14 protein-coding genes, 1 tRNA gene and 1 rRNA gene are annotated in these 14034 nt (G+C 54.9%); 8 read left to right on the forward strand and 8 right to left on the reverse strand.

The genetic code is table 11. The features are described from left to right. Positions 1-21 precede the first annotated feature (21 nt). The gene (locus E3E28_RS05795) at positions 22-1056 is read right to left on the reverse strand and encodes a DUF835 domain-containing protein (RefSeq protein WP_240921718.1); all 1035 of its coding nucleotides are present in this window, start codon (positions 1054-1056) and stop codon (positions 22-24) included. 217 nt (positions 1057-1273) lie between these two features. On the opposite strand from E3E28_RS05795, the gene rrf reads away from it, so the two are divergent. Together rrf and E3E28_RS05805 are read left to right on the forward strand one after the other, a co-directional pair. Next, a 5S ribosomal RNA gene (gene rrf, locus E3E28_RS05800) occupies positions 1274-1395 on the forward strand. Between the two features lie 10 nt (positions 1396-1405). Beyond that, positions 1406-1483: transfer RNA gene (locus tag E3E28_RS05805), tRNA-Asp, on the forward strand. Positions 1484-1654: 171 nt separating this feature from the next. Here E3E28_RS05805 and E3E28_RS05810 read toward each other — a convergent pair. Genes E3E28_RS05810 through E3E28_RS05825 form a run of 4 tightly spaced genes read right to left on the reverse strand, consistent with a single transcriptional unit; the run spans position 1655 to position 5187 of the window. Beyond that, positions 1655-2797 (reverse strand): RNA ligase, encoded by a 1143-nt coding sequence (locus E3E28_RS05810; protein ID WP_167914398.1) that lies wholly within the window; start codon positions 2795-2797, stop codon positions 1655-1657. Between the two features lie 43 nt (positions 2798-2840). After that, positions 2841-3353, reverse strand: a complete 513-nt coding sequence (locus E3E28_RS05815) for a hypothetical protein (protein ID WP_167914399.1) — start codon at positions 3351-3353, stop codon at positions 2841-2843. A gap of 53 nt (positions 3354-3406) precedes the next feature. After that, positions 3407-3955 (reverse strand): 50S ribosomal protein L16, encoded by a 549-nt coding sequence (locus tag E3E28_RS05820; protein ID WP_167914400.1) that lies wholly within the window; start codon positions 3953-3955, stop codon positions 3407-3409. A gap of 53 nt (positions 3956-4008) precedes the next feature. Then, positions 4009-5187, reverse strand: a complete 1179-nt coding sequence (locus tag E3E28_RS05825; RefSeq protein WP_167914401.1) for an MFS transporter — start codon at positions 5185-5187, stop codon at positions 4009-4011. Positions 5188-5349: 162 nt separating this feature from the next. Here E3E28_RS05825 and E3E28_RS05830 point away from each other — a divergent pair, with 162 nt between their 5' ends. Then, positions 5350-6504, forward strand: coding sequence for an alanine--glyoxylate aminotransferase family protein (locus tag E3E28_RS05830; RefSeq protein ID WP_167915245.1), 1155 nt, complete (start codon positions 5350-5352; stop codon positions 6502-6504). Between the two features lie 19 nt (positions 6505-6523). Next, the gene (locus E3E28_RS05835) at positions 6524-7261 is read left to right on the forward strand and encodes a hypothetical protein (protein WP_167914402.1); all 738 of its coding nucleotides are present in this window, start codon (positions 6524-6526) and stop codon (positions 7259-7261) included. On the opposite strand, the gene E3E28_RS05840 is transcribed toward E3E28_RS05835, so the two are convergent. From E3E28_RS05840 to E3E28_RS05850, 3 genes are all read right to left on the reverse strand, one after another. After that, complete coding sequence (locus E3E28_RS05840; RefSeq protein ID WP_167915246.1) at positions 7262-7843, reverse strand: type II/IV secretion system ATPase subunit; 582 nt, start codon at positions 7841-7843, stop codon at positions 7262-7264. Between the two features lie 56 nt (positions 7844-7899). Further along, positions 7900-8730, reverse strand: coding sequence for a hypothetical protein (locus tag E3E28_RS05845; protein ID WP_167914403.1), 831 nt, complete (start codon positions 8728-8730; stop codon positions 7900-7902). 167 nt (positions 8731-8897) lie between these two features. After that, complete coding sequence (locus E3E28_RS05850; protein ID WP_167915247.1) at positions 8898-10271, reverse strand: ATP-binding protein; 1374 nt, start codon at positions 10269-10271, stop codon at positions 8898-8900. Between the two features lie 210 nt (positions 10272-10481). Between E3E28_RS05850 and E3E28_RS05855 the strand changes: the two genes are divergently transcribed. The 4 genes from E3E28_RS05855 (at position 10482) to E3E28_RS05870 (ending at position 14032) form a co-directional block, all read left to right on the forward strand. Beyond that, positions 10482-11384, forward strand: a complete 903-nt coding sequence (locus E3E28_RS05855) for an asparagine synthetase A (protein WP_167914404.1) — start codon at positions 10482-10484, stop codon at positions 11382-11384. Positions 11385-11436: 52 nt separating this feature from the next. Beyond that, positions 11437-12609 carry an aminotransferase class V-fold PLP-dependent enzyme gene (locus E3E28_RS05860; protein ID WP_167915248.1) on the forward strand — a complete coding sequence of 391 codons (1173 nt, stop codon included), beginning with the start codon at positions 11437-11439 and terminating at the stop codon, positions 12607-12609. Between the two features lie 63 nt (positions 12610-12672). Beyond that, a complete protein-coding gene (locus E3E28_RS05865) occupies positions 12673-13347 on the forward strand; it encodes a DUF257 family protein (RefSeq protein WP_167914405.1) in 675 nt (224 codons plus the stop codon). Then, entirely contained in the window at positions 13337-14032 is a 696-nt protein-coding gene (locus E3E28_RS05870) for a DUF257 family protein (RefSeq protein ID WP_167914406.1), read from the forward strand. Before E3E28_RS05865 ends, E3E28_RS05870 begins: the two co-directional genes overlap by 11 nt. The last annotated feature ends 2 nt before the right edge of the window (positions 14033-14034 follow it).

The following is a 14034-nucleotide window of genomic DNA, read 5'->3' on the forward strand; positions in this document are numbered from 1 at the left end:
AGATTGGTTATTAAACTTCCGTCATTCCCCCGCAAAAATCCGCTTCAGCATGGACAGTTCCTTGGGGTTCCAGGCATTCTCCTCTACAAAGACGAGCAGAAGGGCATTGTTGACGAGTGCCATGTCCCGGAGCGTCGCGAGGAATTTAAGAACCGGTTGAAGGCCGTTGTAGGTTACGAGGAACTCCACACCGTCAATGACAACAACCCCCGTAACGTCCTGGTTAGAGGCCTCGCGCAGGTATCTGCTTACTATTTCGCTCATCCTCGCGAGGTTCGTGGGGTGGATTCTCATCTCCCCGCTTACGGCTGTTAGCATATACCCCGTCCACGCAGGAAACGGAGTTGGTTCCCTCAAAAAAGCGAGTACGGGGTAGTCCTTCAGTCCCTCAACGACGCGCTCGTAGTTCTTTCTGGTAAGTAACTTAACCCCTGGTTTGACTTCGACAGTTGGCTTTGTTCCGATGAAGCGTTCTGACAGCACCATTCTCGCCATCATGTATGCTGATAGGACCGTTAGTACAGCTCCCAGGGTGAACCCTATGGGGGCAAACCACTGGACGTCCCTGAGAACAGGGTAATCCATCTCGTGGAGACCGAAGAGGGCGAGCGCTATTCCCGCTCTCCTTGCAGTTGGGAAGTCTCCCTCAGCAGAGGCTATGGTCACGCCCGCGAGAAATACGTAAAACGCTGAGACTCCGTATGGGATTCCAACGGTTGATTCCCAGCCGTTGCCGAGAAGGAGGCCATAAAACGCACCGATTACCGGAGGAAGGGCCCACATCCACGGCCGTTTAAGGACAACCTGACCCTCTTCGATGAGGAACCTCAGGGAGCCGTAGAAGAGGACAGCCGAGAAAACCGAGTAGAAAACGACGACAAGGATTTCATGGCCGAGCGCATCCATCAGCACAACGACAGCTGAGAAGAGCCACGCGAGGCCCAGGTGGAGGGCGGATGTTCTCCCCGAGATTCGATAGGCTCGCAGTAACAGAACGGCTACCGCAACCTTGGCCGTTAGGCTGAGCATTTGACCAGCGAGGAGCAACCCATCCATTTCAACCACTTAACCCTGCTTTGCCGGGTAGGGATTATAACCTTTTTCCCCATTGTTACGCATTATTGTCCATTCTTGTTATGTATAACTCTGTTCTATCTATCTTTAGAAGTACAACTTTAAACTGTAGTGCTGAGGTACCGTCGGCGGTTGTTCCACCTCTCTTGATGCCACCTACCGCAAAATTTATAAACCCGCCACGACAGGTATGAATCGGCACGGCGGCCATAGCGGCGGGGTTACACCCGGTCTCGTTTCGACCCCGGAAGTTAAGCCCGCCTGCGTTCCCGGGTGTACTGCCCTCCGAGAGGGGGCGGGAAACCGGGAACGCCGCCGGCCACTATCACGCGCCCGGGTGGTGTAGCCCGGCCCATCATACGGGACTGTCACTCCCGTGACCCGGGTTCAAATCCCGGCCCGGGCGCCAAAGAAACTTTTCTCAGAAACGTTTCACCAAAGCGAGCGTGCCTTTTGAAAGACAGTTTTTGAGTGGATTCCTTTGTGAGTTGCTCTTTTGGGATGTGGATTCATCTAAGACCCTTCTGAATGGGTTCGAGTCTTTTTACACCTCTCCAGAGCGCTGGAAAATGGAAAAAGCTCAGTCAACAAAAGCCAAGCCGTTCCACAGCTCCCTTATCTCGCGCGTCGCGTCGGGGTAGAGCCTCTTGAAGGTTATCCTCCAGTAGCCGTTCCCCAAATCCTCTATGTCCTCGATGTGGATTTTGAGGCCGAGCCTCTCGAAGTGGCTCACCATTCTGTGGGCGGTGCTCACGTTCTTTACCCTCACCCTGAAGGTCTCCTCGACGTCGTGGCCCTGGGATACCTCTTCGATGCTCTCAACGAGGGGCTTTAGGAGGGCCTCGCCGAGCGCCTTCGCGTAGCTCTCGAAGTCCTCTCCCCTAATCCTTCGCTCGGCTATGTAGAAGGCGAGCCGGCTTATCCGGCCCATGAAGTAGCCACCGGGCAAGTCGAAGAAGATTCTGGAGCCTATCCTTATGTCGTTGATGTTCGCGTAGGGCGTCACGTACTTCGCTATCCTCCTCATGTCCGGCGTCTTCATGACGACGCCTTCCCGCTTCTCCTCGCTGAGCCTATCAACAAGCTCCCTCAGCTCCTCAACCCTTGAGCGGTCGTAGAGTCCAAAGACCTCAACCTGTGGAATCCCGTACTCCTCGGCGAGTTTATACCTCTCCTCGGCTGGAATGCTCCTGCCGGTTCCCTTCTCCTGGATGTCGAACAGGAAGAACTGGATGTCCTCCTTAACGTAGGGCGGTCCCTCGACCAGATAAGGACTCTCCGGCCCCGCCATCTCACCGACGAGGATGAGGTTGGGATAATCCCTGAAGAACTCCTCGCTGATGAAGTCAAGAATCCTCTCGGTCGTGAAGGGGCAGACGAAACCGCCCCGGGTGAGCGCTAAAATCCTGTCTTTAACTTTGACGACGCGGACGTTGTAGCCGTCAACCTTCTCCTCGACGTAGAAGGGCCTGCCCTTGAAAATCCTCTTTACACCGTTCTCGAGCTGGACGATTCGCTTTATGTGAGGAAATCCCAAGACGACCGTCCCGTCCTCAAAAACGGCCGTTCCCCTCCTGAAGCCCCTCGCCGAATCGCGGAAGCGGACGTAGCGGATTCCCTCGAAGGTATCCTCCTCTATCCCTCCTTTGCCTTCAAGAACCTCAAGTCTTTCCTCCGGCAGGCCGAGTTTCAGGAGAAGGTTTCGAAAGCCCGAGCTGACCATATTCTCACCGTAGTACCTTGGTCGCTGGGGTTAAATAACGTTGTCATCCCGCCGTGACGTTCAGCTCCGCCCACGCCCGCCAGCCTCTATCTGAGACCGCGACGACGTAAAGGTGGAACGTTCCGCTCCTCCGCGGGGTGATGCTCACGCTGATGTTCTCCCTTCCGTTCGGCTGGAGGTAGAACTCCTCGGGCAGGACGCTGACGGCCACTCCTTCCGGCGCGGTGAGGTGAGGCTCAAGGGCTATCCACTGAGGGCTATCCCTGGCAGGTCCCCCGTAGACTATCAGCGAGACCCTGCCGTAATAGGGATACTGGTTTCCGTTAATGGAATAGTACCCGCCCACGAGTTCGCCTTTGACCGTGAGTGACTGGCCGACCTTGAGGTGAACGCTGATGGCGTTCAGGTGAATAAGTTTGGCGTTGAAGTTCCCGAAGCCCGGAGGGATTGGTTGAGCCTGGGGCTGGGAGTTGTAAGTCATGGCGTAGCCGAGAACCGACAGCGCCAGCAGTCCTACCACGACGAGGAGCGCTTCGATTCGCTCCATAGCAATCACTAATGATACATAGGATGAAGTGCGTAAAAACGTGTTGGAATGAAAGAAAAGGGTCAGCGCTTCATAGTGGAGAGAACCTTGGTGGTGACGTCGTTGCCGTCCTTGTCATAAATCCTGTAGTAGGCGCTGTAGGGGAGCTTCATCTTGGCCCTCCTCATGGCCTCGAGGGCGAACTTGAGGTGGTTCTCGTTGACCCAGACGGTGAGTATCTTCTGGTCCTTCCTGACGCGGGCAGCTAAGCCAATCGGCTTTCCGAAGGGCCTGCGCATACCGTTTCCGTAACGGTCGGCCTTCCTTCCGGTGGCCATCGGGTTCTCACGGAGCACCTGGAACGGGTAAACGCGAATCTTGAAGTGGTAGTTGCTCCTACCGACGTTCTTCTGGAGGTACCTGTTGACCTGGATACGAATCGCCTCAAGGGCGTTCTGCCTTATCTGCATCGCCTGCTCCGCCTGAAGGCTAACCTCGTACTGGAACTCGGCCGAGAGGTTGCCCATGTCGAAGATGGTTATCCTCGGTCCGGGAGCACCGCGTATGTATTCCCTCCTCGTGTAAGCGGGCTTGTCAACGTCCCTATCAATCTTCGCTGGTCTAAGTCCCATAATCTCACCTCCAAATGAGCGTAACCGGTCTGAACTTAAGCCGTTTGAGCCCCTTATAAAAGTTTTGGACTTTCACCATCTTTCACCCTCGTTCCCTCGATTATCAGCCCGAGCGAAAAGGGCAGGAAGGTTAGGAGCGCAAGGTTCAGGGTCAGCCCAAGGTGGACCTCCCCGAGCGAGTAAGCCAAGCCGAAGAGCATTCCGCCGATGAAGGTCGAGAGGTTCTGAACCGCGTTCACACCGCCTATCGCGAGAGAGGAGCGGTGGTAGCTCGCCAGAACCTTCCGCGAAATCGGGCGGAAGCTCTGGAAGGCGAAGAGAGCCAGAAAAATTCCAAGGAAAACCGTTGGCGCGGTCTTTATCGACGCTAAAATCGGCGATATTCCCGCGAGTAGGGCGGTGAGCTTCACCATCCTTGCCTCGCTCCTAACGTCCGCAACCCACGAGACGAAGTAGCTGAGCAACGCCGAGAGGAACCCGGTCCAGCCGAGCAGAACGGCGGTTCTCTCCTTGCTCAGCCCCAAAGCCTCCGAGACGTAGACGTAGGTTATCTCGCCCGAGGTGAAGGCCACTATAACCGCCATCAGCGAGGCAATCGTTAGAACCCTCTTCGGATTTAAGCTCGGCCTCTCGCCGTCCGGTGTTTTCTTCTTCCTCGGCGTTATCAGGTCGAAGAGGAGGTAGTAGCTGAGGAGCATGATAAGGCCGGTCAGGACGAAGAACGCTGAGGAAATCCACATCTGGCCGGCCAAGCCGAGGCTGACGGTGTAGGCGTAAACGTAGTTGCCGAGGAGAGACGCTATGCTCCCGAAGAAGAAGTAGAGCGCGGTAACGCGCGCCCTTATCTCCCTCGGCGTCGTTACGGCCAGAACGAACTGGGCCATCGGCCAGCTTATCCCGTTGAGGAAGCCGTTGAGGAGCTTTATCCCAGCGACCTGAAGCCAGCTCGACGTGAGCGGGTAGAGCTGAACGGCCACCGCGTTCCCCATCATCGCTATCGCTCCGAGGTAGACGAGCTTTTTGCCCCTCTCAAGGACGAGACCGCCGAGGACGGACGAGAAGGCCCTCGCAAGCACAAAGGACATCGAGACGAGGGAAACCGCGAACATGCTCGCCCTGAGAATGTCTCGCGTGTAGAAGGCTATGGCGGGGGTTGCGAGGCGAAATGCAATCGTTCCCGTGAAGGCCGAGATGATGAGGAGCAGAATCCCGGCGAGTCTTCTGCGCTCCATCAGACCACCTTCTGAACGTTACGCACTTGACTTAAAAGGATTTGGCCCCCGAAAGTTTTTCGAAAGCCGAACCGATGGGTGCGTTTAGTTTCAGATTTTTCCGCCAATGGCCGAGCGAAGACTTTTTACCGTCTTCCATCAACACGCTTCGAGGTGATTGGAATGGAACTCCGTTTCGACATGGAGTATGAGGACGCTTACAGGGAAGTCTATGAGATGGTGAAGCCGAAGTACAAGCTCTTTACCGCCGGACCGGTCGCCTGTTTTCCGGAGGTTCTCGCGATAATGAGCGTGCAGATGTTCAGCCACCGCTCGGCCGAGGCGAAAGCCGTTCACGTTGACACCCTCGAGAGGCTCAAGAAGTTCCTTGAGGCCGACAGGGGCGAGATAATCCTCTTCCCGAGCTCGGGAACCGGCTTCATGGAGTCGGCCGTCAGAAACACCGTCCCGCGCGGTGGAAAGGTCCTCGTCACAATCATCGGCGCCTTCGGAAAGCGCTTCGCTGACGTCGTCGAGGCCAACGGAAGGAAGGCGGTAATCCTCGAGAAGGAGCCCGGCTACGCAATAAAGCCGGAGGAACTGGACGACGCCCTCAGGAAGAACCCCGACGTCCACGCGGTCACAATAACCTACAACGAGACCTCAACCGGTGTTCTTAACCCGCTCCCCGAGCTGGCCAAAGTTGTTCACGAGCACGACAAGCTCCTCTTCGTTGACGCCGTCTCGGCAATGGGTGGAGCGGACATAAAGTTCGACGAGTGGGGCATCGACCTCGTCTTCGCGAGCAGTCAGAAGGCCTTCGGCGTCCCGCCGGGACTCGCGGTTGCGGCTGTGAGCGAGCGCGTTTTCGAGATAGCCGAGAAGATGCCCGAGCGTGGCTGGTACTTCGACCTACCGCTCTACAAGAAGTTCAACGAGAAGAAGAAGGGAACGCCTTCAACCCCACCGCTCCCGCAGATATTCGGCCTCAACGTCGTTCTCAGGATAATCGAGAAGATGGGCGGAAAGAATGAATGGCTCGACATGTACAGGAAGAGGAGCGAGATGATACGCGAGGGCGTCAAGGAGATGGGTCTTGGAATCCTCGCCGAGCCCGGCTACGAGAGCCCGACCATCACTGCCGTCGTCGTTCCCGAGGGAATGAAGGGCGTCGACGTCTACAACGCCATGCGCGAGAGGGGCTTTGAGCTCGCCAAGGGCTACGGAAGCGTGGCAGAGAAGACCTTCAGGATTGGAAACATGGGCTACATGACATTCGACGACATCCGCGAGATGCTCGATAACCTCAGGGAGGTCATAGAAAAGCTTAAGGCCTGATTTTCCCTTCTTTTTAACCATGCGGAGGAGAACGGTTCTACTGGCTCTGTGGCTCGTCGGAAACGTTCTCGTTTTCTGGGCAGTTGCCTTAACCGCGAGCGGTTACTCACTGGAGGGTTACCTCCCCTGGGAGAGCTCCAAGGTCTTCGCTTACTCTCCTGTTCTCCACTCCAAGCCCGGCGACGAGCCGACCGAGGTCCTCTACATGGTCGGGAGGAACGGCGAGCTGTACTACTACATCGTCTGGCGCGACGAGTACTTCAGCAACCCTCTCCTCGACAGGCTCTACCGCGTCATGAGGGGTCTAATCTACGGCACCACGGAGGATGTAGAGGTCTTCGAGATAAACCCTGAAAACGGCTCCTTCTACTTCCAGACCTATGACCACTCGCCCGTTCATGGAAAAATATTCCCTGACGGCTCGTGCCTGTGGCTCGAACGCGGGCTGAGCGTTCCCAACTGCACCGTCAACGGAACCCACGTGAAGCTCTACGTGGTCACGTGGAACCACATGCTCTCACTCCTCCCCGAGAACGGCACTGTTCGGGTCTCGCCCGAGATGAGGCACATGACTCCAGAGGACTACGTGGCCCTCGGTATGGTGAAGCGGACGAAGTACAGTATCGCGGGCATAACCTTCGGCTCGCTAACGGCTTCCCTCGTCGTTACGGTTCTCCTGAACCTCATCCTCTTCGCCCTCTGGAAGAGAAAGCTTCTCCTGAGGGGAGGAAGAAGAAACGTGAAAAACCGCTGGTAGCTAAACTATCGGCTCGAGCTCCCCGTTCTTAATCCTGTAAATCCTGTTTATTTTCTTCATTCCTGTTCTCCAGTCCCTGCTCAGCTCGACGAGAATATCAAAGCGGTCGAAGGTCTTCTCGTCTATACCGAGCCAGTGCATGACTTCGGCCTTCAGGTCGTCGCTCATCGCCAGCGAGGTGACAATGAAGGCGTAGTCGTCTATCAGCTCATCGAGAATCCTCGGGACGCTGACGGTGTGGAGGGTGTCTATCACGACGTAGTCCGGGTTGAGCTTCTTCAGCCTCTCAATAACCTCGTCGGTCCTCTCTTTCGTCGGGCGCTGGTCGAAGGCGGTATCAATGACCTCGATGTTCGGCTTGAAGGGCTTGAACTCGCCGTAGGCAGTAACAACGGCCACCTTCCAGTCGTCGGGGACGTAGTGTAGTAGCGCTTCCACGAGCTTCGTCTTTCCGCTCCTGCTCGTTCCGACGATTAGTATGTCCTTCTTTCCGAGGACCTCTTCCTTCAGGAGCTCCATCTGCTCTGGCCGAGCGGAGCCGTAGCGTATCAAATCCTCGGGCTTGAAGATGTAGACGCCCATTCGGTTCACCGTAAGTATTTCTCGCCGGGGGTTATAACGGTATCTTTTGATGGGTCTTAAAGCCCCTCCACCTCCCTCAGCCTCTCGAAGTCTCCGCGCTTTATCATCTCGACGGCGAAGGCGTAGAGACCGAGCTTCCAGACGGTCTCGGCGGTTACCGGCCCTTCGATGAGCTCTTCGATTTTTGAGCTCAGAACTTCGAGTGCCCTTTCCCTAGCTTCCTCAGAGAAGCCCGCGAACTCAAGGCCGCGGATTATGGACAGGACTTCGAGCTTCGCCTGAGAAAGGGCAATGGGGTTACTTCTATCAGACCTCTTCTCCTTGAACGGGCTGATTTGCTCAAGTTCTTCGGCAATTCTCGTTATTTCAGGCGCGTACTTATCAAAAGCAGATTCATCTAAGCCGAAATGTACTTTTATATTGTGTAGCGAGCTGGCACGCTCCAGTGTTCCGTGTTTGTGACCAATATCTAGATCTTCGAGTATTTCTATTTCTGTTTTTTCGTCAATCTCTGGAATTGCTTCTTTGGTTGCCTGCGCTAGAATCCATATAAGTTCTGCAATCTTGCCTGCATGGTTCTCGGGTATGTTGAACTTTTTTACTCTATTTCTTGCAATTTCTTCTATTTCTTTGGGCGTAAGTTCGTGAGGCAGTTTGCCTTTGAGGACCATGGTGGGGATAATTATTTCTCTTTCCACGAGTTCTGCCGCATCCTCTAGCGGAACTCCATACTTGTAGGCCAGGATTGTGGAAGCGAGCTTTCCGAGGATGTTAAGCCGCGCTATCTCATGTATGGGTAGATCTTCTTCCCCATAATGCGCATCGGGGCCAAATCCCCCACCAGAATACTTTTCTTGGATTTCTACGGGGTTCGCCGTAGGGAGCACGTGTTTTACAAGACGCGCGAATTCCCGTGCGTATTCTCTTCCTTTCTTTTTAAAGATCGTGGAAAGTCCCAGCTTCGCACTACCCGGATTTAGTTTCTTTTTTTATATTTTTTTTGGAGTTTCTTAATCCGTTCCAGAGACGGAACCGTAATCATTCAGTCGCCCCCTTAAACTCGTTCTTTCCGAAGAGACAAAAACCTTTCGAAATCTTCCAAATCCCAGACCAAAAATCCCTCTTCCCTCAGCTCTTCTTTTCCTTCAACCTTCTTGGCCACCAGTCCGTAGCTCTTCTCCCCTCCGTCAAGCCCCACGAGCTCGGCTTTCCTCTCCAACCCCCTTAGAATCCCCCGCGCTTCCCGCTCGCTCAAGTCCTTCCACTTAACCTCAACGAAGAGAGCCTTCCTCCCGCGTTCGTTTAAGGCGACCAAATCAATCTCCTTTCCCTTCCGCCACCAGCGACCGATTTTTGTAAAGTGGAACGGCAGTTTCCCAGCTTTGTTCAGCTCGATGAGGAACTGCCTGGCAATCTCCTCAAAGGCTTTCCCCACATAGGTGTTGAAGGCGTCCCAGTCCATCTCGAACGTTCCGAGCTCTATCTTTCCCCTGTTCGGCTTAACAAACCTGAACCAGAAGGCGAAGAAGTTGTCGTTGAGGTAGTAGCGCGCCTTTTTGCTCCTCTCCGGCTCGGTAACAGGAACCTCGCGCCTCACGAGTTCGAGGGAGATTAGAGTTCTCAGGTATTTCGGCATGTCCTTGGCCTCGATTCCCGCGAAGTTGGCAATCTCGCTGACCCTGTGCTTTCCGAGGGCAATCGCCTCAAGAATCAGGTAGTGGCGGTGGACGTCGCCGAGCTCTTCCCTCAAAATGAACTCTGGCTCCTCGTAGAGGATTGACGTCGGCGAAAAGGCCACCTTGAGGAGCTCTTCCTCGAAGTTTCTCCCCTCAAAGAGCCTAAAGTACATGGGAACACCGCCGGTAACAGAGTATATCTTCACGACAGTCTCAATCGGTGAATTTTTGAAGTACTCGCGGACGTGGAAGAAGTTGAGGGGCTTAAGCTTGAGCTGTGCTGTTCTCCTGCCGTAGAGGGGGTTGCCGTACTCCATAAGTCCCTCCATTAGGCCGATTATCGACCCGCTTAGGATTAGGAAGAACCTGTCGTCAAGGATTTCGTCTATAACGTGCTGAAAAACCGCTGAGGCGTTCTTATCGGTGAGCAAAAGGTACGAAAACTCGTCTATAACGACGACGAGCCTTTCGGGAGCCTTGAGCTTCAGGAGTTCAAAGGCTTCCCTGAAGTCCCTGACTTCAACCTTTGGCAGGTCAAGAACCTCGGCGGCTTCCCTGTAAAACCTCTTCGCGTTCGACTCTAGCCCGTCCCTATCGGCCAAAAAGTAAACGGCCTTTTTCCCTTCAATGAACCTTTTCACGAGCTCGGTCTTCCCAACGCGCCTGCGCCCGTAGAGAATCAGGACCTCCTTTTTTCCTGAGCGGTAGAGTGAGTCAAGGAACCTCAGCTCATCTTTTCGGTTGACAAACATTATCTTCACCAGGATAATCTTGAGCAGGATAATAATTTAAGCTTTTCCCCATCTTTGGTAGTTAGTGCACAATCTGCCAATAAATCCAAGAAAATTTGTTTAATATCTAAAATAACTCGAAAATTCATGTCAAAATTTGACTTTCGTCCCAAAATTTCTGCACAAAGGCAATAAACCCGAAGGCACTCTGACGAAAACTGGGTGATTGATATGAACGCTCTCCAAATCGTAAGCAGAAAAATTGACCCAATTGCCGAGGTTCAGACGAGGGCAGTAGCTTACCTCACGGGCGAGCTGTCCAAGAAGGGCTTCCGCTGGTTGCTCCCGATAGTGCTCAGCTCAATAACCGACCCCCTCTGGCCGGACCCCGCCGCCGAGGAGGCATTAAGACCACCGGAGGTCGAGGTCTACGGGGAAAGACTTAGACTGACGCACAGCATGATACTCCACAAGCAGATGGCGATAGCGATGGGAATAGATAAGCTCTTCGTCCTCTCACCCAACATAAGGCTCGAAGGTAAAGAGGCAGACGACGGAAAGCACGCCTACGAGTTCACCCAGCTCGACATGGAGATTGCCGGCGCGAGCATGGACGACGTTATGGGCCTAATCGAGGAGCTGATAGTTGGACTCTTCCGCGAGTTGAGACCAGTCGTCTGGGAGTCCTTCGAGAGGGAGCTTCCGAAGCCCAAGAGGCCCTTCAGGCGCTTCACCATCGAGGAAATCCGCGAGGAGTTCGGGAGCGAGGAGGAGGCCAGCAGAGCCCTCGAGGAGCCCTTCTGGATAACGGGAATCCCGAGGGAGTTCTACGACAGGGAAGTTGACGGAATCTGGAGGAACTACGACCTCTACCTTCCGGAAGGCTACGGCGAGGTCTCGAGCGGTGGAGAAAGGGAGTGGGAGTACGAGAAGATACTCGCTAAGATACGCTCGGCCGGTCTGAGCGAAGAGGCTTTCAGGCCCTACCTTGAGGTGGCTAAGGCCGGTCTCCTGCGTCCGAGCGCCGGGGCTGGGATAGGAATCGAGAGGCTAATCCGCTACATTGTAGGGGCTGAGCACATAGCAGAAGTCCAGCCCTTCCCGAGGATTCCGGGCGTTCCGGCTGTTATCTGAACACTTCGAAATTGATTTAAGCTCTTTTCATATTATCCCTCCGGCGATGCCCATGATGCGGAACCTCTTTCCGGCCCTTGAGAAGTTCAAGGCCTACCTCAACACCGCGAGTACCGGATTGATGCCCTCAACGGCCCTTCTTGAAGCCACTAAGCTCCTGAGCGACGTGATAGAGTTCAACGGGGAGGTGAACTCCGTTGACTACATGGACGAGCTTGTCCTAAAGCCCCTCCAAAGGGAAGCGGGTAGGCTCATGAAGGTGAGGCCCGAGAACGTCGGCCTCTCGATTCAGACCACCGAGGGGCTGAGGCGAATCCTGCTGGCCCTTGAGCCGAAGAGGGAGCAGAACATAGTTTCCCTCGACACCGAGTTCCCCACGATTCCAGCGCTTCTCAAGAGCTATGCCAAGCGCTTCGGCCTCGAGCTCCGCGTTGTTGAGAACAGGAATGGCCTCCACAGCCTTGAAGATATTGAGAAGGCCATAGACGATAACACCTTCGCGGTCGTCCTCAGCTCCGTGAACTGGGTCATCGGCGAGTGGATTGACTTGGGCGAGCTTTCAAGAATCGCCCACGAGCACGGCGCGTGGCTTATAGTTGATGCCGTCCAGCACCTCGGCTCGCTGAGGCTCTTCCCTGAGAAGGAAGGCGTGGATGCCCTCTCTGCCGGCTCGGAGAAGTGGCTCATCAGCCCTGACACGGGAGCCGGTCTAATCTACGCCTCTGATGAACTCATCGAGGAGGCCAAGCCGATATCTGGGCTCCTCAACAACGAACCGCCCACCGGGGACTGGGGTAGCTGGTGGGGACTGCCGGAGAAGGACCCCTGGGGCGAGCTGAGGCCTGCGAAGGGGATTAGGAAGCTCGACTTTGGCGGGGGGCCTCCGTATCTAATAGCCTCGGCACTTCTCGCGTCGCTCCGGTTGATTAACGGGTTGGGAATCGAGAGGATAGAGCGCCACAACACCAAGCTCGCAAAGATTGTCGTTGATGAGGTAAGGGCTCTTGGTCTCGACGTCTTCTCGACGGACTCGCCGATAGTGACGATAAAGACCGGACTCGACTACAGCGCGGAGGAGGCGCTCTACCAGAGGCTCGTCTCGGAGGGAATTTCAATCAGCCACAGGGGAGTTCTCGGCCACTACGGGATAAGGGTTTCCCCGCACCTCTACAACGAGAGGGAGGACGTGGAGCTTTTCCTTGAGGTTCTGACTTCTCACCTTTGACTCTCTTTTTGGAGCAGAAAAGTATTTTACCTCCGGGGTCGCAGATTCCGTAAGGGGGTCACAATGGAGGTTACAATCCCTGAACTCCTTGAACTGGTGAGGCCCGGGGAGACCGTCGTCGTCGAGTACGAGACGTCGTACGTCCCCGAATTCGCCCTCAAGCTTCTCGCCGATTACACGAGGGAGAACAACGTTCCCTTCGTGATAGACGATAACTTTGATAGTCTCTATACCGTGCTCGTTCACTGTGATATGCTCGGTCTTAAGGTTGATATTGGTCACTCTCATGTCTTTAAGACCGGTGGCAGAAAGGAGGTCGGTGGTACAATCAGGCGCGTTGATTTCCATCCGGACCCAAGGGTTCTCCTCAGAAATTACGATACAGCGTTCTCCAACTCTGTTGGAACACCTGAGAACCCGGCCATAAACTTAACCCTCGGTATCGAGAACCTTTTGTACTTCGTCCGCGACGTTCGTGATTTCTATCGCTTTCTGCTTGGAATCCAGCGCTACGTTGGCAACAAGAGGAGGAAGGCGTTTTATCTTATTCACACTGGTTTGATACGGAGCCTTCCTCCCTACGTTCACCCCGAGCTCAGGAGAATAGCCACGAGCGTTTGGGTCTTCCACAGCTATCCTACCGGCGTTAGGCTCTCAATACTCCGCAGTCCAGACCTCGACCTCGTCGGCAGGGAGTTCACCATAGACGTCGGGGGTGTTTTCCTTGGTGGGAGTTGAACTTAAGGGTCTGGCATCAAGGGACGACGTAATTTCTATGTTCAACTCGCTTCGCTTCGGTGGTCTCACGCTCCTTGAGAACTACTCAACGATGGGCGTTGAGCTCACGATGTACGCCATCCTGAACTACGCCTACGAGAGGGGTCTCCCGGTTCTCGTGGAGGACATCTTTGACGCGTTCGCCGGCTACGTGAGGCATTTCGAAGTCATGGGCCTCACCCCGCCGATGGAGCACGTTGGCGTCCTGAAAATCGGTGGCGTTGACGAGGTCGGCCACGTGGTTGACAAGATTCAGTTCGAGGCGGACCCAACTCTCTATCTTCAGAAGAAGGAGAGGGCCATAGAGCGGGCAATGGGCGACGACAGATACGTTTACATCGTCACGGGCTTTGAGAGGCTCCTCGGCTTCCAGCGCGACGTCAAGGGGGTTTACGTCATCGTCAACCACCTTAGGGAGAACCTCGGGAACGACAGGAGGATGAGCTTCAACATAATAGAGGGCAACGTCATCAGGGGTTTCCCAACGAACCCGCTTCCTCTCCTTGAAGGCGTCGCCACCTCTGTCATCGAGCTTCACGACCACGGAGATATGCTCCGGCTCAGGTTCAGGAAATCCGTCTTCACGTTCCTCGAGGGAAGGGATGAAGTGTTTTTACAGCCCGCCGACGTCGTGGGATGGTGGTAAAA

It is taken from the genome of Thermococcus sp. 21S9 (assembly GCF_012027635.1).
Classification (GTDB): domain Archaea; phylum Methanobacteriota_B; class Thermococci; order Thermococcales; family Thermococcaceae; genus Thermococcus.

Excerpts from the sequence above, each read along its gene's own strand:
- E3E28_RS05850 (WP_167915247.1), bottom strand. The coding sequence starts at position 10,271 with ATGTTTGTCAACCGAAAAGATGAGCTGAGGTTCCTTGACTCACTCTAC.
- E3E28_RS05860 (WP_167915248.1), top strand. The coding sequence starts at position 11,437 with ATGATGCGGAACCTCTTTCCGGCCCTTGAGAAGTTCAAGGCCTACCTC.
- E3E28_RS05865 (WP_167914405.1), top strand. The coding sequence starts at position 12,673 with ATGGAGGTTACAATCCCTGAACTCCTTGAACTGGTGAGGCCCGGGGAG.
- E3E28_RS05835 (WP_167914402.1), top strand. The coding sequence starts at position 6,524 with ATGCGGAGGAGAACGGTTCTACTGGCTCTGTGGCTCGTCGGAAACGTT.
- E3E28_RS05825 (WP_167914401.1), bottom strand. The coding sequence starts at position 5,187 with ATGGAGCGCAGAAGACTCGCCGGGATTCTGCTCCTCATCATCTCGGCC.
- E3E28_RS05795 (WP_240921718.1), bottom strand. The coding sequence starts at position 1,056 with ATGGATGGGTTGCTCCTCGCTGGTCAAATGCTCAGCCTAACGGCCAAG.
- E3E28_RS05855 (WP_167914404.1), top strand. The coding sequence starts at position 10,482 with ATGAACGCTCTCCAAATCGTAAGCAGAAAAATTGACCCAATTGCCGAG.
- E3E28_RS05840 (WP_167915246.1), bottom strand. The coding sequence starts at position 7,843 with ATGGGCGTCTACATCTTCAAGCCCGAGGATTTGATACGCTACGGCTCC.
- E3E28_RS05830 (WP_167915245.1), top strand. The coding sequence starts at position 5,350 with ATGGAACTCCGTTTCGACATGGAGTATGAGGACGCTTACAGGGAAGTC.
- E3E28_RS05820 (WP_167914400.1), bottom strand. The coding sequence starts at position 3,955 with ATGGGACTTAGACCAGCGAAGATTGATAGGGACGTTGACAAGCCCGCT.
- E3E28_RS05810 (WP_167914398.1), bottom strand. The coding sequence starts at position 2,797 with ATGGTCAGCTCGGGCTTTCGAAACCTTCTCCTGAAACTCGGCCTGCCG.